Origin of the sequence: Treponema bryantii, assembly GCF_900113965.1 — a bacterium.
Classification (GTDB): Bacteria; Spirochaetota; Spirochaetia; order Treponematales; family Treponemataceae; genus Treponema_D; species Treponema_D bryantii_A.
In genome coordinates this window covers 18,745-44,679 of record NZ_FORI01000001.1, presented here as the reverse complement: position 1 = coordinate 44,679, position 25,935 = coordinate 18,745, and the positions used below count along the sequence as shown (strand labels likewise).

The following is a 25,935-nucleotide window of genomic DNA, read 5'->3' as shown; positions in this document are numbered from 1 at the left end:
CTATTTTTTTCTAACGTAAATCAGTATAAAGTTCAAGATTTCATCTAATCCTTTGCTCAAGAATTCCTTGTCACGGATGCCGAACTCGTGTCCGGAGTCGAACCATTCCTGCCAGGCAATGTCATAGCAGTCTGCTTCTTTTACGGAGATTTCACAGGAGCTGCCGCATTCTTTTTTGAGGAGATTTCCCCACCAGGCAACAGTTTTGAATAACTGTGAATCATCACCTTCGGCCCAGGTTTCAAAAATAGTATTGAGTTCGCCCTCTGGTTCTTTTTTCAAACCCGGAATTGCAATCATCACACAGCCGCCTTTTTTGACAAAGGGCAAAATCTTTTCGCCAAACACGCCTTCCTTGCAGCCAAAGTAATGATATGAATCAACACTCACAATAGCATCAAAATAGTCGTTCGCAAAAGGCATGTCCATCGCGTCACCGTGGATTGGAATGATTTTATCTTCAAGTTTGTTTTCCTTTATGCGCTTATAGTTTTCTGTTGCAGCAATCCAAAGGTCTAAAGCATAAACAGTCTTTGCATTTGTTTCATTTGCAAGAAACATCGAAGTCAAAGCGTAGCCGCAGCCCAGATCCAGTGTCCTGTCAAAAACTGCATCGGCAGGTTTTCGCTGAATAAGCTCATCCAGCAACCTGAACGAGTTTGGTCCCATAAGATAATCTTTTGTGAAATATTTTCTGTAGTTTTCAATGTTACTCATTTTTTTACTCCTACATACATTGCATGTCCGCACATTTCGATTATTGATTTGTCCCCGGCAGTTGAATCAATCAGCTCGAGGATTTTTGAAAAGACGTTTTTGTTTTTGAATTTGAAAATCACATCTTCTTTTTCGTAGCCAAAGCCACGGATGGAACGAAGCAATTGTTTTTCAAAGCCGTTTGCAGCAAAGAGAGTTTCAATTTCTTCAGAGGCAGGGTAGTAGCCTTCCTGAAAGCCGTTGCTCGAAAGATTCTTGAACTTGCCGGAATCAAAGCATTCTTCCAAAGTATCGATGCTAACCTGATCCGGGCTCCAGCAGAATCTTTGAACGAGTGCAATGCTGCCTGACAAATGAGGAATAAAGCTTGCAAAAACTTTTCCGCCGGTTTTGAGAACGCGCCGGATTTCGCTCACACATTTCTCGCGCTCATCTTTTTCTATAAGATGATAAAGTGGGCCAAAGAGCAGGACTACATCAAACGAGTTATCTTTATAACAGCTAAGGTCAGTCGCATTCACCTGATCGCAGGCAATCAGATTTTCAACCTTATCTTCTTCTTTCTGCTTTTTTGCCTGTTCCAGTAAAGTCTCTGAAAGATCTGCAAGTGTGACCTTATATCCCTTCTTAGCAAGAGGAAAAGAATAAACTCCAGCACCACCGCCAAGGTCGAGAACTGAGACCTCAGTCGCGTCACCATCACCCAACGCCGGAAGATTCTTCTCCAGAATTCTCATAGTCATCAAAAACTCGAGTTTTCCGCTGTTGTCATTCCGGAGTCTGTTCTTTTCATCAAAATGTTTATAATAGTTTTTTACTTTTTCAAAATCAGTCATAGCATTACCACACTGCTTTTTCGCCGGTTACCTTTTCGCCAAGCCAGCTTGCATTGTATTCAACAAAGCATTTTGTGTACGGCAAATCCTTGTATTTCTCCTGGCGTTTGAGAATCGGATAAATCACGCTTCCCCAGCCAACAGAAATCACGCCAACAATTGCGTACAAAGGTCCAAGCACCAGCGACTGAATTGTGTGTCCATACTCGTGAACTCTCGCGCCAGTAAAATAATCACCTTCGTTATTCGGAACGAAAATGAATGGTCCGAGACTCAAGCCTGCCCAACGGTCATTCCATTGTGTCTGAATTGCACCTCTATAAAACTTATGAGGCTTATTGATATGGATTAAGAAGAAAAACAACCCGATGATTGTCTGTCCCAATCCCCATGTGCACTGAATTAAAAGATATAAAAAATATAAAATACGTTTCATACTTTTACTATAAGTTACGATTGCTGAATCCGCAATGTGCAAGAAGCCAAGATGCAAAAACTAAAGGGTGAAATGCACATTACAGCCACTTACTTTCTATTCTCCCATTCTTCCCGAGTAATAAGACACGTGAACTCGCCCGAAGTGATTCCGGTTTTCGGATAAGTTCGGGTTCCCTTGTCATCAACTAAAGTCATACCGATTTTTTTCATTACGCCAAAGGAAGCTGCATTTTTACAGTCGCATTGTGCATACACTTTGTTGATTGAAAGGTTTGTAAATGCGAAATCAAGGAGTGCTGCGGCCGCTTCAGATGCGAAGCCCTGATTGCGGTAATTCTTGTTGATTATCCAGCCGAGGGTAGCGTAGGAATGATCTTCACTATGGCTGAGATCTGCATCGCAGCCACCGATTATTTTGCCTTCATAAACAATTACAAACTCATAATCCAGCTGGTCCGGAGAGTCCCAGTCTGCAGCATTTCGTTTTACAAACTCTGCAGTTTCTTCAAAACTATCGTTCGGCAGCCAGAACATCATTGTGATTTCCTTGTCACCGGCATATTCATGAATCTCTTTTTCATCTCCAAGCTGAACCGGGCGCAAGGTAAGCCTTTTTGTTTCTATTCCTTTTTCCATATTGTCCAGTGATATCCTTTTTCATAACCAATTTTCTTATAGAACTCATCATCCCCACCAGTCATGTGGGTAGCCCCCAGAGGCTTGAGCGTGTGGTAATGCTTTGTGAGAGCTGCCGCAGCAAGTCCACGCTTTGCCGCCGCATCCTTTAAGAACTGCTGACCATCTGAAAAAACAAACTGCTGCTCACCATTAAAATGAGGCATAGTTGTAACGGCATATTCAATGAGCTCGTCGGCCAGAAATTCATACCCCTTGCGAACATTGAAATAAATATCTGTCACCGGTGCCTCGTAATAAGCAAAAGCAACAACCTTATCGCCATCGAACCAGAAGCGGTCCAAAAAAGAATATGACGAATCCATCCAGGTTGCAGTGAGTGCATATTCAAAAAACGGTGCCGGCCGTCCACTGTCATTTTTCCAGTCATAAGTTTCTACAAGAAAATCCCACACGAGATTTATATCTGATAATAATTGAAATTGTTTTGTTGTGATATTCATTTATATAACTCCTCCAGTGAATCCTCTGTTGGAACAGGTACCCAATGCCCCTCCATGCAAGTCTCCGGATTCAGCATCTTAATTTTAGCTCCGAGTTTTTGGCAGAGGTCCATATCTTTAATCCCCGTCATAAAGTCGTCACCGGTAGAATCTCCAAGGAAAAGCACTTTGTCGTCTTCAATATAAACAAGTGTTGAATCCTCTGTATGTGGCGACTCGCTTTCCACAATGCGAACTCTGCAGCCTCCAAGATCAAAAGTCATCTCGCCGGAAAAGAGAATGTCTGCCGGCTTCACAATCACTTCCTTGCCACCAGCATATTCCTTCCTGATGCTCTCATGAATTGCAAGAAACTCGGCCGGACCGTTGGTTTCAATTTTCGACTTCCATTCCAGAAGATGACCATTGGTCTTTTCGTTTGCAATACACAAACCATTCACCGCATGTATACCAAAGGTGTGATCCCAATGCCAGTGAGTAATAACCGTGAGCGACGGCAACGGCAAACCTTCAGTCTCCAGCAGTGAATAAAATTCTTTTACATGATTGTCAGAATGCCCTGCGTCTATTGCAAGGCTCCAGTTATCGCCCTTTACATAGCCCAGATTCGGGCGATCTCTTTCAGATTCATAAGGCATGAACCAGATATGTTCAGATAGTTTTTTAAGTTCCATTTTTTATCTCCATTATGACAGCATGACGCAGTTTATCTAAAATCTTTTTGCCATTGGTCTTGTGGTTTGTTCTTCACTAAAACCATTCTTCTTATAAAAATTGTAGGCCGGTGCATTTGAATCTGTCAAAAGGAAAATCTGCTTGATTCCCATCTCTTTAATTGCCTTTTCAATTTCAGCAATAAAAAAGCTTCCAGCCCCAGCTCCCTGACGTTCAGTTTTTACGCAGAATTCGTTGATGATATATTCAGTTCCAGAATACCAGTGCTTTACATAGCCCAAAGAAATTCCAATCAATTCGTCATCATCAAACAAGCCGTAGGTCAAAGAGTAGCCCTGACCAACAAGATCGTTAATATACATATCCAGCTGATTTGTATCTGACCAGTCGTCATACCAGGGTGCTTTTGTAAATACACTGGTAAATACATCAGTAATATTTTTTTTGTCTTCTATACTTAGTTTTTTTACTGTCATTTTAAACTCCTTATCATAAATCCCAGCCCTTGTAACGATTCTTCTGATACTCCCTTGTAAACTTTGCAATCTGCATCATCTTTGCTTTGCCCCATTCGTTTTCCTGATGAAGCTGCTGATAAGTCACCCACCGTTCTTCACTCAGAGTTCCATCAGCGAGCGCCGCGAGTACAGCACAGCCTGGCTCATTTGTATGCGAGCAGTCATTAAACTTACACTGATCAAACAGCTCAACTACATCAGAAAAAGTTTCATCAATTCCGTCTTCCATGTCGAGCACACCGATTTCGCGAAGTCCTGGGGTGTCCATAATCCACACTCCGCAGTCAAGTTTAACTAACTGTCGGTAGGTTGTGGTATGGCGTCCCTTGCCGTCTGAATCGCGGATGTGATTTACTTTCATAACGTCATCGCCATTCAGAGTATTCAGAAGGGTAGACTTACCAACTCCCGAAGAGCCTACAAGAGCAATGGTCTTATCCTGCTGCAGGTACGGCTTAAGATTTTCAATGCCAAAACCAGTATGCGAACTGATGGCAACTACATCAGCCTTATCACAGATTGCTTTTGTGATTTCGACTTTGAGTTCAACATCATCACACAAATCAGCCTTAGACAAAACCACAACGGGCTTTGCTCCAGTCTGCAGCGTAATAGAAACAAATCGGGCAATTCTGTTTTCATTGTAATTCTGGTTCAGCGAAGTAACGATGAATACATAATCAAAATTAGCAACGATAGTTTCTTCCAGAAGATTTTTTACAAAGGCTTCAGCATGGCCGCTACGGTTTGGGCGTTTGAACACGGTGTTACGAGGAAGCACTTCATCAATCAGTGCGTCACCATATTCATTTGTAATAACCTTTACATAGTCACCGACAACGGGCGGCTCTAGTCCAAGATTGTAAAATTTTCCTTTGAGTTTTCCGAGCAATTCTTTGTTTGCGTCGGCCACTACATAATTGCCATCAACCTCAGTACATGGCAAAAGTGTAAACTGATTTTTTTGCACGCATGATACGCGAGCGGTAATAATATTATTTGTTTTCAATTTGATTTCCTAAAATGCAAGAGTTAATAAAGAGAGTCATGTAGATGCTGAAACAAGTTCAGCATGACGTCATCCCGAACTTGTTTCGGGATCTCTTTATCCAGTACAGCTCCGCTTTTAGGCAAAAATGTGGGAATGACGTAACGTCTTACATTATGCAATAACAGCGGAGGTCGAAGAGTTAGCAATATCAAAACAAATCATAAGTCTTTCTCAACCTCCTTTTGTGCGACCTTAACGGCCAGATTTCATATTAAGTATATTTCCAACTTATCAAAAACTTTTTTGTTAATCAAGTTGTTTTTTTTTTTATGCTTCTTCGGCCAATAGTTCAGAAAGATAGAAAAGAATAGCGCACTCGTTTTCCTGCCAGATGCGAAGGCTTCGTTTTACGGCACAAACAAGATAGCCTTTTGTAGTTTTGCCTTTTCTGATTCTGGAAATCAAAACAGTTTCAAAGCCGTTTGAAGTAAGGCTCTTGTAGAAAATCGGTGAACGTTTTTTAATCAGATCGAGGGTGCTTTCAGAAAATAAATCTTCTTCCATTACGTCAGGTAAATCTGATGCATCTGCACAAAATGATTTATCCAGAACTGCACGCATTTTTCCATCATCAGTTACATAAAACAGGTCGTGAATCTGAAGAACATCATTAAGCTGTGGAAGGGCTTTGAGCAGTTTTTTTTCAAAACCTTTTTCATTTTCAATATCCTGCTTGAGTTTATGCATGCTTGTAAAAATGCCGTTGTTTGCAATTTTTCGGATTTCAATATCCTTATGTTTTGCTTCGTTGTAAATAGTGAAGCAGTTGCGGCCCTTGTTTTTACCAAGGTAGAGCATTTTATCAATCAGACTGAACAAATCATTAAAATCTTTTGAATCTTCCGGGAAAGAAGCACAACCGGCAGTTCCAGTAACAAATGCGGCACCATTTCCAAAATAAACTTCTTTACGCAGCACATTTGAACTGCCGTACAAATCTTCAAAGAACTGAACCTTATCTTCTTTTGTGATGTGCTTAAGGTCTATAAACAAAATCTCATCGCCACCGAATCTACCTGCAAGACCATAGCCATCTGTAAATTCAACCAGACCTTTTGTGATAGAAGTGAGAACCTTGTCGCCCGCTGTGTGGCCGTAGGTGTCATTTATAAACTTAAAATTATCAAGATCTATGATTGTGAAGGTGAACGGTGTGTTTTCTGCTATCAGGGACTGAACAAATCTTATGACGTAGGCGCGAGTCAAAAGACCGGTGAGTGGGTCTAAGATTTCTGCCAGGCTGATTTCATCAATTATTTTATCAAAGAATTTATATTTTCTGAGGTCTTCAATTGTGTAAAGAACCTGTGAACCATCGTTTTTATTTCTGCGGCGAACTACATCAGTAATATCAACAAAGCTACCTACAAGACCAACAATTTCATTTCCAATAGAAAGCGGGCGTTTAGAAGCAATAATGTCGCGTTCTTCACCACGGATTATGCATTTACCCTGAACCTTGTAAGTACTCTTTCCAGCAAGGACAGCAAGTTCGTCCTGCTTGTAAGGTTCAGGGTCTGTATGCCAGCCCATATCCTCATCATTTTTTCCAATAAGAACATCTGCTGACTCAAAACCGTAATAATCAAGAAAAGCCTGATTTACACCAATAAATCGTCTGTCTTTATCTTTCCAGAAAACACAATCCTGGGAAGTGTTGATAATGCTGTCGAAAATATCGCCGGTCATTTTCATAAAAACTGTATCCTGAATAACTCTCCGTATAACAAATAATTATAAATGATGAATGACAGAAAAATTTATAATATAGAATTATTAAATTGTAAATCTGAATATGTATGTTATACTTGTAAGGTACGAGGTGTTTATGAGTATTTATGCAATCTTTATGATTTTTTTCGGTCTATCGACTGTAATTGGTGTACCTTTACTTTCATCTTTTCAGGTAACACAGATTAAAGGTTCTACCTATGCAGACTGGGTATCTGGTTTAGCAGCAACATTGCTTCCGGCTTTTGGTGTGTTTTTAATTGTTGCTTTGATTGCCCGTAGAGTAATGAAGCCGCTCATTGAATCAATTAAAATTGCAGAAAAACGAGAGCTTACCCGAGAACAAAGATATGAGGCAAGTAAGTGTCTTAAACGTCTTAAGGTTGTAACTGTAACTTCTCTTATGGCAGGTTATCCAATTGGAAACGGTACAACAATTATTATTAAAACCATGTCAGGAAAGGTAAACTATAATTTAACTGATATTGGAATTATCATGGTTTTGATTTTCCTGTATGCTTTTATTGCAATTGATTATTGTATTACCTGTTTTGAAGCAGTAGCAACAAATGAACTTTCAAAGCTTAGAATTCATACGACAGACGGAATTAAAACAGGTTCATTTTCTAAAACCATGTCGCGAATTCTTCTTACAATTATCATAACCTGTGCATGGCATGTATTTTGTAGTGGTTACAGTGCAATCCGTCATGGATGGCCAATGCCTTTATTCCTTAAAAAAGCTTCAATTGGCTTCCTTTATGGTTTTCTTTTTACAGTGCCTCTTTATCTTATGGTTTTCCGTTCTCTTGGAGTTCGTTTTACTGAAACAATCAATCAGATTGCAATTTTGCGCGAAAAGGGAGACCTTGTATCCCGATTGAATATCAGTACCTTTGATGACTTTGGTGTTGTAATGACTGAAATGAATAAGCTTATGGACTTCCTTAAGTTTTCTATGTCTACACTTAAGCTTGAAAATACCAAAGTTGATGTTGATGCCTCTGATTTGCTTTCGGTTACAGAAAATTCTTTCAGTGGAATTACACAGATTGTTTCGACCTTCGAAAATATGAGTAAACAGAATGATCAGCAGGAGCAGCTGCTTGAACAGGCAAAAACTAATATCGAAAAACTTAATGAAAAAGCTGCAACTGTAAATGAAATTATGGGAAATCAGGCTACAGCAGAAAAGCAGAATGCTCAGGCTGTTGAAGAAATGGTTTCTAACCTTTCAGAAATTACCGACCTCATTGAAAAGGCTCAGGTGCTTTCTCAGGAGCTTACTGCAGAATCTTCTACAGGTAGAACTGAAGTTGGAAAGAGTAAGGTTGTAATTAATGAGATTTCTGAAAAGTCTAAGAAGATGAGTGATGTAATTAAGGTAATCGATACAATTGCAAACCAGACAAACCTTCTTGCTATGAATGCTGCAATTGAGGCGTCACATGCGGGCGAAGCCGGAAAAGGTTTTGCGGTTGTTGCAGGAGAAATCAGAAAACTTTCAGAAGACACCCAGAAGTCTGCACGGGACATCAATACAATTATCAGCGAAATCATTGCTGTTATTGAAACTGGTGAAAAGAGCATGACAGATACTCAGAATGCTTTTGGTAAAATCAGTGAAAAGATTAACGTTCAGTCTGAAGCCGTTGGTGAGATTTCTAAATCAATCGTTCTTCAGTCTGATAAGGCAAATAACGTTCTTGCAAATACAAGTGAAATTACAACTAAGATTTCTGAAGTAAACGAGCTGATTAAGGCTCAGACTCAGTATACTCAGGAAATCAATAATGGTATTGAAGATATTGTAAATCTTGCAGCGGTTGTAAACAGCGCTATGACAGAATCAAATATCGTTGTTAAGGACTTCCAGAAGTCCTTTATGACAGTAAAAGAAAAGGCTGAAGAAAACAAAGAGTCTGTACAGCGCATTACAAACGAGCTGGATAAATTTGTAATCTAGGTGACATAGTTTCCGCATTATAAAGTATTTGCGCAAAATCTGGCGCGAAGGAGCGGATTTGCGGGGCAAAAAGACTTTATTTGTAGCTGCCGCGAGAGCGGCAGGTCTAATAGTTTCTATACTACAAATAACGTCTAGCGCATTATTGCGCGTTTTTGACCTGCAAATACGTGACTGGGAGCCAAAGTATACTTTTATTTCTTTATAATGCGGAAGCCATGTCTCATAAACCCACGCCTCAGTTGTCTTTTCTTCTGTTTTCGAGTATTCTTGCCTTATTAGTTGAAATATAACGGTCCTTTAAGGTCCTGTTCAGGAGAATCACATGGAATTCACAAAACCTAATGGAAAACGCCGCGTTGTTGTTACTGGTGGCGGTATGGTTTCGGCACTTGGCCGCGATTGGGAAACTGCTTATGCAAATTTGAAAACCTGTAAAAATAAAATCCGCTATATGCCGGAATGGGAACGCTACACAAAGATGAACACTCGTCTTGCTTGTCCTTTTGATGAGCCTCTTCCAACTTTCCCACGCAAAAAGGTTCGTGGAATGGGCCGTGTTGCTTTGCTCGGTCTTCTTTCTACACACGATGCTTTGCAGATGGCTGGTCTTCTTGCAGAAGACGGTGATGATGTAATTGAAGAGCTTAAGAACGGACGCACTGGTATTGCATACGGAACTTGTATGGGAAGTATGGATGCTATCGGCGACCTTGCAAAAATGGTTGAAACTGGTGACTCAAGCCACCTTAACAGCCAGACATACATTAAAGCTATGCCACAGACAAACGCTTGTAACATGAGCGTTTACTGGCAGATTCGCGGCCGTGTAATCATTACTGATACAGCTTGTACTTCTGGTTCACAGTCTATCGGTTACGGTTACGAAGCAATTGAAGATGGACGCCAGGAAATTATGATTTGTGGTGGTGCTGAAGAGCTTTCTGCTCCAGACGCTGCAATTTTCGATACACTTGGTGCTACATCTTGTTTGAACAAGAATCCTGAAGCTACACCAAAATGCTTTGATAAAGACCGCGATGGTCTTGTAATTGGTGAAGGTGCAGGTACTTTGATTTTGGAAGACCTCGAGCACGCTGTAAAACGCGGTGCTAAGATTTACTGTGAAATCGCAGGCTTTGCTACAAACATGGACGGTTCACACATCACTTCACCTAACAGCGAAACTCAGGCAAAGTGTCTTGAGATGGCAATTGAAGATGCTGGAATTTCAAAAGATCAGATTGCTTACGTAAACGCTCACGGAACTGCAACTCCACACGGAGACATTTCTGAAACACAGGCTGTTTACAAGGCATTTGGCCGTGCAGTACCAATTTCTTCTACAAAATCATACATTGGACACATTCTTGGTGCCTGTGGTTGTGTAGAAAGCTGGCTTACAATCAACATGATGAACGAAGGCTGGTTCCATCCAAATGTAAACCTTGTAAATATTGATCCGGAATGTGCTCCACTCGACTACATCCAGGGCGAAGGCCGCAACATTGACGCAGAATACGTTATGGCTAACAACTTCGCTTTCGGTGGTGTAAATACATCATTGATTTTCAAGAAATGGAACAATCAGTAGGCTGTAAATAAATAAGCTTATAAAAAAGAAAGACCGGTGGTTCCGGTCCCTGAGCGGAGTCGAAGGGACCAAAGCCACCGGTTTTTTTATGTCCTTTTAGGTTCGATTAAAAACTACCAATTACCTGATTTTTGCCGTTTTCCTTTGCCTGATAAAGCTTTTCGTCGGCGCGGTTAATCAGTTTGTGCAGATCTTTAGATGAAGTTACAATGCCATGGGTATATCCACCACTGAAGTGGAACTGATCCTGTGTACATTCTCTTGCAATCTTAAGTTTTTCAAGGAAGAGTTCCTCTTTAATTTCCGGAAGAACAATAAGATATTCATCACCACCATAACGGTAGCAGTGGGTTTTTCCAAAATGATTCTGCATAATTGCGGCAAATCTCTTTAAAAGCTCATCACCATAATTATGTCCGTTTGTATCATTGAAAGACTTAAAATCATCAATATCTGTAAGCATAACAATAAATGGAGCATTTAGATTAGGGTTATTAGATTCTTCAAAGTCCATATTAAGTGCTGTACGGTTTTTAAGCTTTGTAAGGAAGTCATAGCGGGAAGAATTACGAAGCTGTTCTGCAAGGGTATGATTTACAACATTATTCTTTGCAATCTTTAAGAATTGCTGGTAATGAGCAAGGTTCACAAGGATAAAGAACATCATTATTACAGGGTAATTTACTCTTGTTGCAGAAGAAATTCCGTGTGTCATGTCCATCAAATAATAAAATATTCCAAACGAAACTGTTATCGTAATAATTGCCAGATATGGCTTAACCATAAACAGACAGGCAACAAATAATTCCATAGTTATAAAAACCAGAATCTGTTCACCGTTATTATAGTCTTTAAGAGAAATGATAGTTCCAAAAGCAAGAGTGGAAATAAAGAAGATTGTAATACAGGTATTTAATGTAAAGCGTTTAAAGGTATCTTTCTTAATTTTATGATAGATAGAATAGAAAAAAAGTTGTGCCGAAGCCAGACATAAAACTCCATAGAGAGTTCTATAAAAAAGATTGTTTGCAGATGGAGCACGTCCGCTTTTGAAAGCATAAAGAATTGTGTTAATAAAGAGGCTTAATTCAATAACCATTACAATAAATGAGGCAGGGCATGCAATACTGAGATTCGCGCTGTCTAGAAAGTACTGTACATCGGGATGTAACTGGTCAAGGCCAAGGATTTTTTTAATTTTTGAAATCATAAACTTCCCTTCCATTCTAAATTTACCCTACATCTCAAAAGGTGTCAACAAATAAATCGTTGTGAAAAAATAACAAATGCATTATAATTTAATCCCGTATGAAAAACGGATTTGATAACGATAAGTATCTTAAGATTCAATCAGAACACATTAAAGAAAGGATCGCCAAATTTGGCGATAAGCTCTATCTGGAATTCGGTGGAAAGCTTTTTGATGATTACCACGCTTCCCGAGTTCTCCCAGGTTTCCAGCCGGACAGTAAACTTCGCATGCTTATGCAGCTGGCCGACGTTGCGGAAATCGTAATTGTAATCAGTGCAGTTGATATTGAAAAGAACAAGGTTCGTGGTGACCTCGGAATCACTTACGATAAGGACGTTTTGCGCCTTCGCGATGAGTTCCAGAACCGTGGTCTTATGGTAGAAAGCGTTGTAATTACCCATTACACAGGCCAGGAAGCAGCAAAAGCCTTCCGCAACAAGCTCAAGAAGATGGGAATTAAGGCTTATTTCCACTACACAATCCCTGGTTATCCTTCTAATGTTGCCCTCATCGACAGTGATGAAGGTTACGGAAAGAACGATTATATTGAAACAACCCGTCCACTCGTAGTAATTACTGCTCCAGGACCTGGAAGTGGAAAAATGGCTACCTGCCTTTCACAGCTTTACCATGAAAACAAACGCGGAATTAAAGCCGGATACGCTAAGTTTGAAACTTTCCCAATCTGGAACCTTCCGCTTAAGCATCCTGTAAACCTTGCCTACGAAGCTGCAACGGCAGACCTCAACGACGTAAACATGATTGACCCATGGCACCTTGAGGCTTACGGCAAGACAACAGTAAACTACAACCGCGATATCGAAATCTTCCCGGTACTGGATGCAATTTTCAAAGGTATTTACGGCGATAACCCATACAAGTCTCCAACAGACATGGGTGTTAATATGGCCGGCTATTGTATTTTTGATGATGATGCCTGCTGCGAAGCAAGTAAGCAGGAAATTATCCGCCGCTATTATGAAACACTGAACCGCCTTGTAGAAGGCAATGCAGATGAATCAGAAGTTGATAAGATTGAGCTTTTGATGAAGCAGGCCGGCGTTACAACAGATGACCGCAAGGTTACAGTTGCTGCAAAAGAGCGTGCCGCTAAATCAAAGACTATCTGCGCTGCTATTGAACTTGCAGACGGTACAATTATTACTTCAGAAACTTCAGATTTGCTTGGAACTTCTGCCGCACTCATTTTGAATGCGACAAAGCATCTTGCAGGTCTTGATCACAAGCTTAAACTGATTCCAAAAGAGATGATAGAGCCAATTCAGAAGATGAAGGTAACTTATTTGAGCGGAAACAACCCTCGCCTTCATACAGACGAAGTACTTGTTGCTCTTGCAATGCTTTCTAAAACTGATGAGAACTGCCGTCTAGCTCTGGACCAGCTTCCAAATCTTCGCGGCTGCCAGGTTCACACAACAGTTATGCTTAGTGAAGTTGATAGAAAGATTTTCAAAAAGCTCGGCGTAGTCTTGACTTGCGAGCCGGTTAGTAAGAAGCAGAAACCTTTGATTGGATAAGCCTAATCGTCATTGCGAGGAGCCGTAAGGCGACGTGGCAATCTATTCGTATGGATTGCTTCGCTACGCTCGCAATGACGTTTTTTTTTAACGTTGTATAAACTTCCAGGTTTCCAGCGTGGTCAGAAACTGAACCAGGCGGTTCAGCATTTTATCTGTTTCAGCTGGAAAGGCTTCGTTCATTTTTGCAAGAAGGTCGTTTACACTTGCAGTGCCGTCCAGAGCCAGCCACAAGGTTGTTCCGTATTTATCCAGAGCAATGTGGCTTACCCTAGGGCGATGAAAAAACTTCTGGGCAAGGGAATTAAAAAATCCCTTGTTTTCCATATCAACTTCAACAAAGCCGTCTTCTTTGACGCGCCACTGAATCTCAGCATTTTTAGAAAATACTAAATCCATATAGTTTGCGGAAAGCTTTCGTTTTTTCATCGCAGCACCTCAGTTATTTCTTATATTTCTTTGTAGTGAAAAGCACAAAAGAAGCCAGCAGCAGAACAAAGAATACAAGACCGCCGAAGTTACCAAGAACTCCGCCAAGGTTAATTGTATCCAGCAGGCTCTTGCCGTTTGCAAGTGGAATAACTGCAAAGAGAGCAAGAAGAATACCAATAAGACCTTCACCGGCAATCATACCTGAACCGTAAAGAATGCCCTTTTCGGTAATCTTATTTCCTTCTTCACCCTTGCGGTCAAAGAATGCGCGCAAAAGTCCGCCCGCATAAATTGGAGCAGAAAGATGGATAGGAAGGTAAAGACCAATTGCAACTGGGAGAACAGGAATACCAATTACTTCAACAGCAATTGCAATTCCGGCACCTGTAAGAACAAGAGTCCAAGGAAGAGAACCGCCCATTACACCTTCTACAACAAGCTTCATCAAAGTAGCCTGAGGTGCAGGAAGTTCCTTTGAACCAAAGCCCCATGCAGCGTCGAGCAGGTACATAATTCCGCCAATAGCAAAGGCAGAAACTACAGCACCAATCAATTCACCAAGCTGCTGATTTTTTGGAGTAGCACCAACGATATAACCAGTTTTCAAATCCTGAGAAATATCACCAGCCATAGCAGCAATAATACAGATGATAGTTCCGATACAGATTGCAGAAGTCATTCCTGCAATACCTGTGTGGCCTGTTCCCTTAAGAAGAGCAGTTGCAATAATCAGTGTAGCAATAGCCATTCCAGATACAGGGTTGTTAGAAGAACCAACAAGACCAACCATACGGCTTGAAACTGTAGCAAAGAAGAATCCGAATACTACAATAATGAGAGCGCCAAGAAGTCCAACAGGAATAGCTGGAAGAATCCAGATTGCAAGAACAATAACGGCTGCAAGAATCAAAAGGAAGAGAGAAGGAAGATCGCGGTTTGTGCGTTCTTCTACAGCTTCCTTGTGACCAAAGCCGCGGATAGCCTTGTTGAATGTCTTAATGATTGTAGGCATTGATTTAATCAAACTGATGATACCACCAGTTGCGACAGCTCCGGCACCAATGTAGCGGATATAGCTGCTCCAGATTCCCCATGCACCAAGCTCACTGATTGGAGCAGAAGCAGGTGGAAGAATTGAAGAATCACCAAAGAAATAAATCAAAGGAATTGCTACGAACCAGCCCAAAATACCACCGGCCATCATGTAAGAAGAAATCTTCTTTCCACAGATGTAACCAACGCTTGCAAGGGCAGGAAGAACATCCATACCAAAACCAGTTCCAAGAGGTTTAATAGACCAGTCGATTTCTGATGGGAAAAGTTTGATTCCGTCTGCAATGAATTTGTAAGCAGCAGAAATTCCAAGACCAGAGAAAACAATCTTAGATTTTTCTCCACCTTCTTCGCCGGCAAGAAGAACTTCTGCACAGGCAGTTCCCTCAGGGAATGGCAGAACGCCATGCTCTTCTACAATAAGAGCTGAGCGGAGAGGAACCATGAAGATGAGTCCGAGAAGTGCCGCACACAGAGAAATGATTGCGATAACCCAGAATGAAGGTTTGTGAACAGCATCGCTTTCTGCAGCCCACATAAAGAGAGCTGGTAAAGTAAAGATTGCTCCAGCAGCAAGAGATTCACCTGCTGAACCAATTGTCTGCACCATGTTATTTTCCAAAATAGAATCGCGCTTCATAATGATGCGGATAATACCCATGGAAAGAACAGCAGCTGGAATAGAAGCTGAAACAGTCATTCCAACGCGCAGACCTAAATAAGCATTTGCCGCACCAAAAAGCACGGCAAGAATGATTCCCAGCGTGATAGAAACCGGAGTGATTTCCGGCATAATCTTATCTGCAGGGATAAAAGGTTTAAACGAGTTTTTTTCCATAACCTGACTAGTATATCAGAACGATAGGTTATTGTCATTGTTAGACAGATAATATGGTGATTGACAGAAAATACGGTGATTGACAGAAAATACGGTGATTGAGCCTGTCGAAATCACCGCAGATACCGGTAGTTTCGACAAGCTCAACCACCGGTAAATATTAGAGAATTTTCTTTAATGGTTTACCTACTAAACTGATAACCGGGCCAAGCAGCAGTGACATCAAAATAGAACCAACGATAGAGCCTTGAATACCCTCCGGGTTCAGTTTGCCGGCAATTACACCGACACCAACAGCAGCAAGGTCAAAGCAGATTCTGATAATTGCGAATGGAATCTTTGTCCACCAGCCGCTGAGGATATTTGGAATTGCGTCGTAAGGGGCAACGCCCATCTGGGCATTTATGTAAATTGAAGCAACCACAACAAAGCAGAGCAGGGTAGCAGCAAAAATCACTGCACGTACGGCAAAGCTTGCATCATAAATAAACTGGGCAAAGCCAATGTTTTTCCAGATCCAGCGGCAGAGGTCAATTACATAACCGATTAAAATCATATTGGCCAGAGTTCCAAAGCCAATCATTTCGGCACCAAAAATAAAAGTGAAAATCAGCATGAAGCCGTAAACCAGGACCTCGGTGTTGCCAAGGCCCCAGCCCAGGGTACTTGCAATGTTCAGATTCATGAAGCTTGCCGGGTCTGTTCCCCAGCCGATTTCTACAAGAATAGAAACGAATACGCCCATGAGAATTACGGCCGGCAACATAAAGGCCAGCCGTTTGCCGAAGTTCGGCACAATGAATTGTTTGAAGGTGAATTTCATAGTGGCGACAGTATATCATAAAAACAATGGATTGCCACGTCGCTACGCTCCTCGCAATGACGGCGTGTAATGTGTCATTGCGAGCGCAGCGAAGCAATCCATGTAATCATAAGAAATATGTCTTCATCATACCCTTACCCTTAACTTCAACATCAATGCCTTCGCTGTAAGCGTACTGATCGGAAGTCTGGAGGTAGGTGTTTTCTGTAACGTGAATCTTCATTGGTTCACCGGTACTTTCCATTCGGCTGGCAACGTTTACAGTATCGCCCCAAATGTCGTAGATGAACTTTGATTTTCCGATTACACCTGCAACAAGGTTTCCGGTATTGATTCCAAGTCGAATCTGAACCTTTACAGGCGAAGTCATATTAAAGCGGCGAACATCGTCCATCAAACCAATGGCAAAGCGAACCATACGCAGAGCACCGTCGTTGTTTACTTCATCAGTAAAGCCGGTGGCAGCCATGTAGGCATCTCCAATAGTTTTGATTTTTTCAATGCCTTCGCGCTTAGCACGTTCATCAAAAAGTGAAACCATCTTGTTCAGCATTGTTACAACTTCTTCGGCAGTCATACCGTCACTCATTTTTGTAAAGCCCACGATATCTGTAAACAAAACAGTAATGTTCGGGAACTTCTTAGCTATTGTGTGTCCCGGCTTATCAGTAAGCTCTTTGGCAACTTCTTCCGGAAGAATGTTCAAAAGCAGGCGTTCAGATTTTTCCTTTTCGAGCTTAAGGTCGTGAGTTCTCTCTTCAACCTTTTTCTCGAGCTCAATCTGATAGCGGCGCATAGACTGAATCTTGAGGAATACAATCAGAGTTGCAATGCCTACGATAAGTACACCAACAAGAATCTGGAACCAGAGCTGCTGCCAGATATAAGGCTGCTTTACGATGATGATAGGATCAGAAGGTTTACTTTTAATTTCATCTCCATTTTCAGACATTACCGTAAACTGGTAAGTGCCCGGCTTAAGGTTTGTGTAAGAAACGTTTCTGAGGCTAGACCATTCTGAATAGTTGTTTTCAAAGCCGCCGAGTCTGTAGCAGAAGCGCATCTGATCAGAAGAAATAAAGCTTAAGCCCGTAAACTTAATGCTCAAACGTTTTGCAGATGGAGGGAGAATGATTTTTTCTCCGTGGAAATCATACTTAACGTTATCAATAGAATATTCCTGAATTTCAATTTTTGGAGGAGTTTGATTTTTACCAGATTTTACAGGGTCGTAAATTGCAAAACCATCAATCAAAGTAAACCAGACGCGGCCAAGAGAGTCCTGAGTAGAAACCGAAGTTGAAGTAATACCGCCGGTATTAAGACCATCTGAACTTCCATAATATTTTGCGTTTACCTTTTTCTTTTTCCCGATAATTACATCTTCCATATCAGAAAGATTTACCGAGAAGATTCCTTTGTTGCTGGTCATCCATACAGTCTGAGTGTAATCAAGGATAAGCTGGAAAACACTGTCTGTACCAAGTCCATTGACAGAGTTCAGGTTTGCAAAGGTATCTGATTCTTCATTGTATTTTGAAATACCTGTACCGGTTGCAACCCAAAGTCCGCTGCCTTCAATTGGAGCAGTTTTGAAAATTACGTTTCCGGCAAGGCCGTTATCAGAAGTAAAGTGTTTGATAATCTGTTCATCTTTAAGAATATAAATACCGCCACCGTCTGTACCAACCCAGATTTGACCTTTAGGGTCTTCGTAAAGGCTCATAATAAATTCGTTATCAAAGCCTTCTTTACGGGTAAGGGAAGTAATGCTTCCATCTTTCTCGATGATGCTCAAGCCTTGAGTTGTTCCAACGTAGTATTTGCCTTCAGTGGTTTTAATCGCAACACGACACTTAAGACCGGCAAGACCATCATTCATAGTCCATACGGTAATTTTATTATCACGGGTTACGCGAACCTGGCTGATATCAGAATAAGAAGAAATGAGAAGCTCGCCGTCTGAAGTGAGTCCAACATGGCGGATACGTGCTCCCTTACACAATTCTGTAATTTCGTTTTCTACAAACTGGCTGTCTTTGTTGTAGCAGTAAAGTCCGTTGTCGGCACCAAGCCAGGTAACGGCACGTACAGGATCTTCACAGATTGCATTTACGGCAATTGGCATTGAGATTGTTCGGAACTTACCCTGACTCATTTTTTCAATACCGCCGCGGTTGTAAGCAATCCACATATTTCCTTCGCGGTCTTCAAAAATGTGGTTGATGTAGTCGTCGGCAAGTCCGTTGCGCTTGTCGTAGTAGGTGTACAATCCGTTGTGAAGAATTGTTATACCACAGTCTGATGCAAACCAGAAGTTTCCGGCAGTGTCCTGCAGAATTGAGTTTACAACAGTTCCCTCCTGATGGTCATGGCCAATGTCGAATACGGTTTCTTCTGTATCCTTAATTCGTACAGCGTAGTGAGGAGCAACACCAAACCAGAAAGCGCCACTCTTATCCTGGCTTACTTCGTTTACAGAAGGATTTTTGATTTTTGTGATTCCGACAAAGCGTTCAAGCTTTCTGGTTGAATAAACAAAAAGATCGTTTTCGATTGCGGTAGAAATCCAGATTCGGCCGGCAGTATCGCAGTAGAGTCGTGAAACCTGAATTGTATCCTGACCTAGCTCATGTAAACCTTCTGGAATTTTTACTTCGTTTTCCGGAGTAAGATAGCAGAGGCCCGAAGCGGTTCCAAACCAGATGTTGTTATTAAAATCTTCACAGATGGCGCGGATTGAGTTGTGAGGGAGACCATTATCTGTGGTGTATTTAGTAATTGAGCCGTCTGGCTTAAGGCAGGTTACGCCTTCGTCGTTATGACCAACCCAGAGGGAACCGTTAGAGTCCTGGAAAATGGCACGAACAGAGGCAAAATCATACTTAGGGTCAATGTTACGAGAAAAAGTAACAAACTCAACGCCGTCAAAGCGTACGAGACCTTCATAAGTTCCAACGTAGATGTATCCTTTCTGGTCCTGCATAATAGCAGTAATTGTCATACCAGGGAGTCCATCTGCAGTAGTCCAGTTTCGGCAAACAAAGTCGTTCAGGAAAGACTGATCAACTTTTCCCTCCGCTGCCGATTGTCCAAAGGCCGCAGTAAAGCAGCCGAGTAGTAAAGCAAGTAAAATAGCTGTTTTCTTCATAAGTTAACATTTTAACGCATTGTTATTAAAAAGCAAATTTTACATATGCTCCGGTTGCTGAGCAGAGTCGAAGCAAGAAAATAAATAGTTGTCCGTTCTGCTAAAAAAAGGTTATAATTATATTTATGAAAGCTTCTACAATTAAAACAGTCGGAATTCTCACTTCCGGCGGAGATGCGCCTGGCTTGAATGCTGCAATCCGGGCTTTGTGTATTTCCGGTAAAAATAATTACGGAATGAAGTTTATTGGTATTCGTAACGGATACCGCGGGCTCATAGACAATGACACTTTTAAGATGGACACAATTGATCTTGAGCCGCTCATTTCACAGGGAGGAACGATTCTTGGAACTTCAAGAGTTAAGCCTTTCAAAAATCCTGTACCGGATCCAAAAACGGGACTTCTTCCTGTAGAGGGAATTAAAGAAACTTTCAAAAAGAATAAGCTTGATGCGCTTGTCTGCCTTGGCGGAAACGGAACCAATACAACTGCTTCTCTGCTTTCTGAGGCGGGCTTTAATGTAATTGGAATGCCAAAGACAATTGATAATGATATTGTAGGAACTGACGAGACCTTTGGTTTTCATACCGCAATTGATGTTGCAACAAAGGGAATTGAAGCAATCCGTACAACAGCAAAAAGTCACAGCCGTGCAATGGTTGTAGAAATCATGGGCCACAAGGTTGGCTGGCTTGGTTTGTATGCAGGACTTGCCGGTCGTGCAGATGTAATTCTTCTGCCTGAAATTCCTTATGATATTAAAAAGATTGCAAAATACATGAAGGCTAAAAAAGCAAAAGGCCAGAATTATTTTATTATTGCCTGTTCAGAAGGTGCAATTGATTTGAACGAAGCGGCTCTCAGCAAAAAAGAGTTTAAGAAGGCCCGCGAGGCTATGCCACAGTCTGTAGGCTTTAGAGTTGCAAAAGAGATTGAAGCAGCCACCGGAATTGAAACAAGAACCAGCGTGCTTGGTTATTTACAACGCGGTGGAGATCCTGCTCCTTATGATATGATTCTTGCTACAAAGCTTGGTAATGCTGCTGCAGACTTCCTTGCCGAAAAGCGTTTTGGAAATCTTGTTGCCGTAAAGAACGGCGGCATTGTTGCAACTCCGCTTTCTGTTGTTGCGGGAAAAGTAAAAGAGATAACCGAAGATGAGCCTGTTCTTAAGACAGCAAGAGATTTAGGCATTTGTTTTGGCGACTAGTAAGGGGAACAAGGTGGGAACTGGTGATTTGAAATGCCATCGCTGTGCAATTTGCGACGGCTATGGATGTCCTGGAATGCTTCCGGGACTCGGTGGTGTTTTTGATGGAAAAAACTTTCAGCTGAACTGTGAAGGCTGGAAAGAACTTTATAATACAAAAAAAGAAGAAATCTCAAAAATTGAAGTAAAGCCTGAACTGCTGCGCTGTGGTCCTGTTACCGGCGCGGTAGAAAATATCGGCTATGCAAATGAATCAGATTTTTATTTACCATATCTCAAAAATGCAGCAAAGGCAGGGTTTGGGCTTTGCGTAGGCGACGGCTGCCCGGATGAAAAACTGAAGCTAGGAACGGCCGCAATTAAAGAGCTGGCAGAAAATACGGTGGTTTCGACAGACTCAACCACCGTAAAGGCCGCCTTCTTTCTCAAACCTTATCCCCAGGAACGTCTCTTTGAACGCATTGAGTGGGTACGTCCATATGCAAGTCATATTGGAATTGATATAGATTCTTACAACATTGTTACAATGAGAAATCTTGTAAACCTTGAGCGTAAGACTGCCGCCCAGCTGGAAGAGTTCCGTGAGCATACAAAACTTCCTTTTGTAATTAAGGGTGTTTTTACAGATGATGATATAGCTCTGGTTCGCGAGGTACGCCCAGACGTAGTGTACATTTCAAACCACGGCGGCCGCGTCGAAACCCGCATAGGCAGCACCGCAAACTTTCTTGCCGAACACGCGGCGGAGTTAAAAAAATATTGTCAGGAAATCTGGGTAGACGGCGGAATCCGTACCCGCGAAGATATACAGACAGCACTTTATTATGGTGCCGACCAAATAATAATGGCACGGCCATTAATCCGTGCCACTTATGATGATCATTTTGATGAAACTGTTCGAGAACTCCTCGGTGGTTGAGCTTGTCGAAACCACCTAAAACTTCACCTCGTAGCCGCTGTAGGTTGCCAGCAGACTGATTCGGTCATCAATTCCAACAATATTGAAAATCTGATGCATACGATTCTTAAGAGTTCCAACAGTTATTCCAGAATCGTTTGCAATTTCCTCATATCTTTTTTCATCAAGAATATCCTTAAGCCATTCTTTGTCGCGCTGAGTTAAATCCGGATACTGAGACAAATCCCAGATGCGTGCAGTTTTCTTTATGTGAACAAGACGCATGAAATTTGTAGTAAAGAAAAGTGTAACAAGAAGAACCAGAGAATAACCAAAAGAAGCAATATAGGAATTAACACAAGTTAAAGCGCCGTATCTTGCACTTGAGCCAATAAGAGCAAGATTAATAACTATTGAAGAAACAATTTTGATAACACGATGTCTCTTAAACCAGCCGGAATAAATAAGGCATGAAACTCCAAGAAGATATAAAGGCTGACCAATAGGATTTACAGCAAGTGTATCAACAACAATAATTTTAAATGAATATAAAAATGCAATCATTGAAAAAAAGACTATCTGTTCTGGAAGAAAAATCAAAACAATAAAAGCTATAAGACTTACAATATCAATAATAGCGATAGTCAAATCAGCTTCTAAGAAAGTTTTAAGGTTAGTAATTTCATGAACGTTAAGAGTTAAGTCGGTACGAAGGAAAAGCCGAAGGATGAAAAGAAGTTCAACTATAATTCCGTTCAGACAAAAAAAACGGATTAAGTTTTTTGCCGGTTTTGAATAAACAATTTTTCTCATGTTTTTAATTTCCTGTATTTTATTATTCTTAATTATAATAACGTAAATCTAAAAAAAATTCAAAAATTTTTCTTGACAGCAATTTTGTATTACTGTATTATGTGCTTAATACAGCGATGCAAGCGCAGCACCGCGTGTATCATATTCGGGTCTTTAAGACCAAAACAGGAGTTGTAATGGAATATCAGTTCACAAATGATAAACCGATTTATCTTCAGCTGATGGACTATTTCAAGGCGCAGATTATTTCCGGAGAGCTCCCGGAAGGAAGCCGGCTTGATTCAGTTAGAGACTTAGCAGTCAAGGCTCAGGTAAATCCAAATACAATGCAGAAAGCACTTTCCGAACTGGAGAGAATGGGATTGGTTCGTACCGAAAGAACTTCGGGACGTTTTATCACAGATGATAAGGAAATGATCAAAAACATGAAAAAGGAAGTTGCAGAAACCGAAATACAGGCTTTTCTTGAGCGTATGAAGGCTCTTGGTTTTGATAAATCAGAAGTTATCAAAATACTTGAAGAAGAATAGGAGATTGTGATGAATACAGTTTTGGAATGCAAAAATCTTAATAAACAATACGGCAAAAAAACTGCCCTTAAAAATATTGACCTTCAGATTCCTGCAGGTTCAATCGTAGGTCTTCTTGGACCAAACGGCAGTGGTAAAACAACACTGCTTAAACTTGCTGCCGGACTGCTTAAGCCTTCAAGCGGAGAAATTGTCTGCTGTGGTTACAAGCCTGGCGTAGAATCTAAAGAGCTTGTTGCTTATCAGCCAGATAAGGTTTACCTCAACGACTGGATGAACGTTGATCAGCTTATCAAAATGATGATGGATTTCTATCCTAATTTTAATAAAGACAAAGCACTTGATATGCTTAAACGTTTAAACATTGAACCTGGTGAACGCCTTAAGACAATGTCAAAAGGTACAAAAGAAAAGGTTCAGCTCATTCTTACAATGAGCCGCGATGTAAATCTTTACATTCTTGATGAACCAATTGGTGGTGTAGACCCTGCAGCTCGTGACTACATCCTGAATACAATCATCAATAACTACAAGGAAGATGCAACAGTAATTATTTCAACTCATTTGATTAATGATGTTGAGTCTGTTCTGAATCACATAATCTTCCTTAAGCAGGGAAATGTAGTTCGTCAGGGTGATGTGGATGATATTCGTGAAGAAACAGGAATGTCTATTGATGCACTTTTCAGAGAGGAGTTCAAGTGTTAACTATGGAAAATACAATGGAAAAGAAAAATAAGAAATTCAGAAATCCATTCCCGGCTGTTGGAAAGATTTTTAAGTACGAGATGATTTCAGCAGGAAGAATTATTCTTCCGGTTTATGCTCTGCTTCTTGTGCTTTCGCTCTTTATCGGAATCTTTGTAATGAGTTCTGATTTTGATTTTGATGGAAACGGCGCACTTGGAATTTTCAAGACTGCAATTGTAATTCTTACAACAATTCTTTTTGTTGTAATGATTGTAATCATCTTCAGCATTATTGAACGTCGTTATAAGAAAAGTATTCTTGGCGATGAAGGCTATCTGAACCTTACTTTGCCGGTTACTGTTGGAGAGCACCTCTGGGGCCGCTACCTTGCAGATATTGTATGGGCTTTATCTTATGCAGTTATTATGCTTCTTGCAGTGGCTTTGATTTTTATCCGTGGCTGGAATCAGCTTCCACAAGCCTTTTCAAAGTTTTTGCAATCATCTGCTGAGTTTAAGCTCCAGTATGGATATGGTTTCGGTTATATTTTCTGCTGCAGCTTTATAAACTGTCTGATCTTCTTTATGCTGATTTGTATCTTCATCTATATGACAGAAACAGTTATTCAGCTTATTGGAAAGCATAGAACACTGATGTCAATTCTTATATTTGTTGTAGTTTTCCTGCTTTTCCAGAATATTGCAGAATTAGTTTTCAAAGGCTATGAGGGAATGACTGATTTTAAGGCGGGCCTTTTATGGAGTATTTCACTTTACAATTTTGTATGGTGCGTAATACTTTCAGTGATTACAAGACTTGTTTTGATGTACAAGCTGAATCTTGAGTAAATAGATTGCCACGTCGCTGCGCTCCTCGCAATGACGTAAAAGTTTTGTCATTGCGAGCACGAAGTGCGAAGCAATCCATTAATAATACGCGATAGTGTATCGCCCGCATTCTTCAAAGCCGAGCTTTCGGTAGAGATTGAATGCGGGCGTATTTTTTTCTTTAACAAAAAGTACAGGCTTTCGGCCACCCTGAGTTGCGCGGTTACAGAGCGCTTGAACAAGTGCCCCTGCATAGCCGTTTCTGCGGTAGAGCGGGTGAGTGTAAACGCCACCAATTTGAACACAGTTAATTCCAATTGCGTTCGTGTTGGCTTTTGCTACTGGTTCTCCATCGCACAAGAGTGAAAAGCAAAGCTGATTTTTAAGAATCTGCCTCAGTGTGATGTCTACTTCGGCATCGGTAAGCTGGCGGCCAGGAACAGCAACTTCGTCTTTCATATAATCTTTCTGAAGTGGGTGCAGGAGCTCCAGGTCGTGCTCGGTGCAGCGGAAGATTTCTTCGCCATTTCCGGTGGTTGCGGTCCCTGAGCCTGTCGAAGGGGTCGAAACCACCTCTGGTGATGACCACCGCATCATCTTGTACGGATAGACTTGAGCGGGGTGATTGAGTTTATCGAAATTACCCTGCTCAAAGACTCCAATTAAGAACTCTGTGCCGCTTGTTTCTCCACTGATGCAGCGCACAGGCTTTTTCATAAGATATGGAAGATTTTCTATAAGTGCCTCCCGGTCAATTTTGTTGATGTCGGGAAGGCAGTGATAGATGGTTGAGTCGAGATTAAGGAGGCCTAATATATCATCAGCGGCGGTGGTTGAGTAGGCTGAAGGCCGTACGGTCCCTGAGCCCAGTCGAAGGGTCGAAACCATAGTTTCATCAGAGTCGATAATAAATACGAGCTTGTCAGATTTTCGTCGCACGAGAGAGGCCAGTGAAACACAGGTTTCTTCGTGGGGAATTATAAACTGCTGCGCCAGAAGAAAGTCTTCCGGCGTTTCAACAGGGATTAGATTCAATTAACGTGCTCCAAAGTTCCGTCGGGATAGAGAATTGTCTTTGAACCATCTGGGTGAGTTGTGGAAACTGAAGTGCAGGCTGCGAAGAGAATCAGGGAGAAAAGAATTAAAACAATAATTTTCTTCATAAATATCTCCTATTTTATAATATGGATTGCCACGTCGCCTGCGGCTCCTCG

25 protein-coding genes are annotated in these 25,935 nt (G+C 41.2%); 8 read left to right on the top strand and 17 right to left on the bottom strand.

Going from position 1 to position 25,935, the window contains the following annotated elements; genetic code table 11:
* The 9 genes from BM161_RS00215 to BM161_RS00175 form a co-directional block, all read right to left on the bottom strand.
* Positions 1-717 carry an SAM-dependent methyltransferase gene (locus tag BM161_RS00215; RefSeq protein WP_074929610.1) on the bottom strand — a complete coding sequence of 239 codons (717 nt, stop codon included), beginning with the start codon at positions 715-717 and terminating at the stop codon, positions 1-3.
* Positions 714-1,553 (bottom strand): class I SAM-dependent methyltransferase, encoded by an 840-nt coding sequence (locus BM161_RS00210; RefSeq protein ID WP_074929609.1) that lies wholly within the window; start codon positions 1,551-1,553, stop codon positions 714-716. The genes BM161_RS00215 and BM161_RS00210 overlap by 4 nt, the downstream gene beginning before the upstream one ends.
* Positions 1,554-1,557: 4 nt before the next feature.
* Positions 1,558-1,989 (bottom strand): hypothetical protein, encoded by a 432-nt coding sequence (locus BM161_RS00205; RefSeq protein WP_074929608.1) that lies wholly within the window; start codon positions 1,987-1,989, stop codon positions 1,558-1,560.
* Positions 1,990-2,078: 89 nt separating this feature from the next.
* Positions 2,079-2,627: a GNAT family N-acetyltransferase gene (locus BM161_RS00200; protein ID WP_074929607.1), complete on the bottom strand. Its 549-nt coding sequence runs from the start codon at positions 2,625-2,627 to the stop codon at positions 2,079-2,081.
* Complete coding sequence (locus tag BM161_RS00195; protein ID WP_074929606.1) at positions 2,612-3,130, bottom strand: hypothetical protein; 519 nt, start codon at positions 3,128-3,130, stop codon at positions 2,612-2,614. Before BM161_RS00195 ends, BM161_RS00200 begins: the two co-directional genes overlap by 16 nt.
* On the bottom strand, positions 3,127-3,804 hold the full coding sequence (locus BM161_RS00190) for an MBL fold metallo-hydrolase (RefSeq protein WP_074929605.1): 678 nt from the start codon (positions 3,802-3,804) through the stop codon (positions 3,127-3,129). Before BM161_RS00190 ends, BM161_RS00195 begins: the two co-directional genes overlap by 4 nt.
* Positions 3,805-3,840: 36 nt before the next feature.
* Positions 3,841-4,281 carry a GNAT family N-acetyltransferase gene (locus tag BM161_RS00185; protein ID WP_074929604.1) on the bottom strand — a complete coding sequence of 147 codons (441 nt, stop codon included), beginning with the start codon at positions 4,279-4,281 and terminating at the stop codon, positions 3,841-3,843.
* Positions 4,282-4,294: 13 nt separating this feature from the next.
* The gene (gene rsgA, locus BM161_RS00180) at positions 4,295-5,332 is read right to left on the bottom strand and encodes a ribosome small subunit-dependent GTPase A (protein WP_177206176.1); all 1,038 of its coding nucleotides are present in this window, start codon (positions 5,330-5,332) and stop codon (positions 4,295-4,297) included.
* 309 nt (positions 5,333-5,641) lie between these two features.
* Entirely contained in the window at positions 5,642-7,069 is a 1,428-nt protein-coding gene (locus tag BM161_RS00175) for a GGDEF domain-containing protein (RefSeq protein WP_074929602.1), read from the bottom strand.
* Positions 7,070-7,202: 133 nt separating this feature from the next.
* Here BM161_RS00175 and BM161_RS00170 point away from each other — a divergent pair, with 133 nt between their 5' ends.
* Together BM161_RS00170 and BM161_RS00165 are read left to right on the top strand one after the other, a co-directional pair.
* The gene (locus tag BM161_RS00170) at positions 7,203-9,071 is read left to right on the top strand and encodes a methyl-accepting chemotaxis protein (RefSeq protein ID WP_074929601.1); all 1,869 of its coding nucleotides are present in this window, start codon (positions 7,203-7,205) and stop codon (positions 9,069-9,071) included.
* Positions 9,072-9,396: 325 nt separating this feature from the next.
* Positions 9,397-10,665: a beta-ketoacyl-ACP synthase gene (locus BM161_RS00165; RefSeq protein WP_074929600.1), complete on the top strand. Its 1,269-nt coding sequence runs from the start codon at positions 9,397-9,399 to the stop codon at positions 10,663-10,665.
* Between the two features lie 106 nt (positions 10,666-10,771).
* On the opposite strand, the gene BM161_RS00160 is transcribed toward BM161_RS00165, so the two are convergent.
* The gene (locus tag BM161_RS00160; RefSeq protein WP_074929599.1) at positions 10,772-11,875 is read right to left on the bottom strand and encodes a GGDEF domain-containing protein; all 1,104 of its coding nucleotides are present in this window, start codon (positions 11,873-11,875) and stop codon (positions 10,772-10,774) included.
* A 98-nt stretch (positions 11,876-11,973) separates the two neighbouring features.
* Here BM161_RS00160 and BM161_RS00155 point away from each other — a divergent pair, with 98 nt between their 5' ends.
* Positions 11,974-13,455, top strand: coding sequence for a DUF1846 domain-containing protein (locus BM161_RS00155; RefSeq protein WP_074929598.1), 1,482 nt, complete (start codon positions 11,974-11,976; stop codon positions 13,453-13,455).
* An 87-nt stretch (positions 13,456-13,542) separates the two neighbouring features.
* Here the strand turns inward: BM161_RS00155 and BM161_RS00150 are convergent, their stop codons facing one another.
* From BM161_RS00150 to BM161_RS00135, 4 genes are all read right to left on the bottom strand, one after another.
* Positions 13,543-13,884 carry a PqqD family protein gene (locus BM161_RS00150; RefSeq protein ID WP_074929597.1) on the bottom strand — a complete coding sequence of 114 codons (342 nt, stop codon included), beginning with the start codon at positions 13,882-13,884 and terminating at the stop codon, positions 13,543-13,545.
* Positions 13,885-13,897: 13 nt separating this feature from the next.
* Positions 13,898-15,778, bottom strand: coding sequence for an OPT family oligopeptide transporter (locus BM161_RS00145; protein ID WP_074929596.1), 1,881 nt, complete (start codon positions 15,776-15,778; stop codon positions 13,898-13,900).
* 160 nt (positions 15,779-15,938) lie between these two features.
* The gene (locus BM161_RS00140; protein WP_143090468.1) at positions 15,939-16,601 is read right to left on the bottom strand and encodes a YczE/YyaS/YitT family protein; all 663 of its coding nucleotides are present in this window, start codon (positions 16,599-16,601) and stop codon (positions 15,939-15,941) included.
* Positions 16,602-16,707: 106 nt separating this feature from the next.
* Entirely contained in the window at positions 16,708-19,752 is a 3,045-nt protein-coding gene (locus BM161_RS00135) for an adenylate/guanylate cyclase domain-containing protein (RefSeq protein ID WP_074929594.1), read from the bottom strand.
* Between the two features lie 125 nt (positions 19,753-19,877).
* Here BM161_RS00135 and BM161_RS00130 point away from each other — a divergent pair, with 125 nt between their 5' ends.
* Both BM161_RS00130 and BM161_RS00125 read left to right on the top strand, forming a co-directional pair.
* Positions 19,878-20,963 carry a 6-phosphofructokinase gene (locus BM161_RS00130; RefSeq protein ID WP_074929593.1) on the top strand — a complete coding sequence of 362 codons (1,086 nt, stop codon included), beginning with the start codon at positions 19,878-19,880 and terminating at the stop codon, positions 20,961-20,963.
* 13 nt (positions 20,964-20,976) lie between these two features.
* Entirely contained in the window at positions 20,977-21,882 is a 906-nt protein-coding gene (locus tag BM161_RS00125; RefSeq protein ID WP_244882590.1) for an alpha-hydroxy-acid oxidizing protein, read from the top strand.
* Between the two features lie 15 nt (positions 21,883-21,897).
* Here the strand turns inward: BM161_RS00125 and BM161_RS00120 are convergent, their stop codons facing one another.
* Complete coding sequence (locus BM161_RS00120) at positions 21,898-22,674, bottom strand: helix-turn-helix transcriptional regulator (protein ID WP_074929592.1); 777 nt, start codon at positions 22,672-22,674, stop codon at positions 21,898-21,900.
* Between the two features lie 176 nt (positions 22,675-22,850).
* Between BM161_RS00120 and BM161_RS00115 the strand changes: the two genes are divergently transcribed.
* From BM161_RS00115 to BM161_RS00105, 3 genes are read left to right on the top strand one after another with little or no spacing between them, the layout of a single operon-like run.
* Positions 22,851-23,204, top strand: a complete 354-nt coding sequence (locus BM161_RS00115; protein WP_074929591.1) for a GntR family transcriptional regulator — start codon at positions 22,851-22,853, stop codon at positions 23,202-23,204.
* Positions 23,205-23,213: 9 nt separating this feature from the next.
* Positions 23,214-23,912 carry an ABC transporter ATP-binding protein gene (locus tag BM161_RS00110; RefSeq protein ID WP_074929590.1) on the top strand — a complete coding sequence of 233 codons (699 nt, stop codon included), beginning with the start codon at positions 23,214-23,216 and terminating at the stop codon, positions 23,910-23,912.
* Between the two features lie 2 nt (positions 23,913-23,914).
* Positions 23,915-24,742 carry a hypothetical protein gene (locus BM161_RS00105; protein ID WP_074929589.1) on the top strand — a complete coding sequence of 276 codons (828 nt, stop codon included), beginning with the start codon at positions 23,915-23,917 and terminating at the stop codon, positions 24,740-24,742.
* Between the two features lie 78 nt (positions 24,743-24,820).
* Here the strand turns inward: BM161_RS00105 and BM161_RS00100 are convergent, their stop codons facing one another.
* Together BM161_RS00100 and BM161_RS14495 are read right to left on the bottom strand one after the other, a co-directional pair.
* Positions 24,821-25,756 carry a GNAT family N-acetyltransferase gene (locus BM161_RS00100; RefSeq protein ID WP_074929588.1) on the bottom strand — a complete coding sequence of 312 codons (936 nt, stop codon included), beginning with the start codon at positions 25,754-25,756 and terminating at the stop codon, positions 24,821-24,823.
* Positions 25,753-25,884, bottom strand: coding sequence for a T-complex 10 C-terminal domain-containing protein (locus BM161_RS14495; protein WP_244882587.1), 132 nt, complete (start codon positions 25,882-25,884; stop codon positions 25,753-25,755). The genes BM161_RS00100 and BM161_RS14495 overlap by 4 nt, the downstream gene beginning before the upstream one ends.
* Positions 25,885-25,935: the final 51 nt, after the last annotated feature.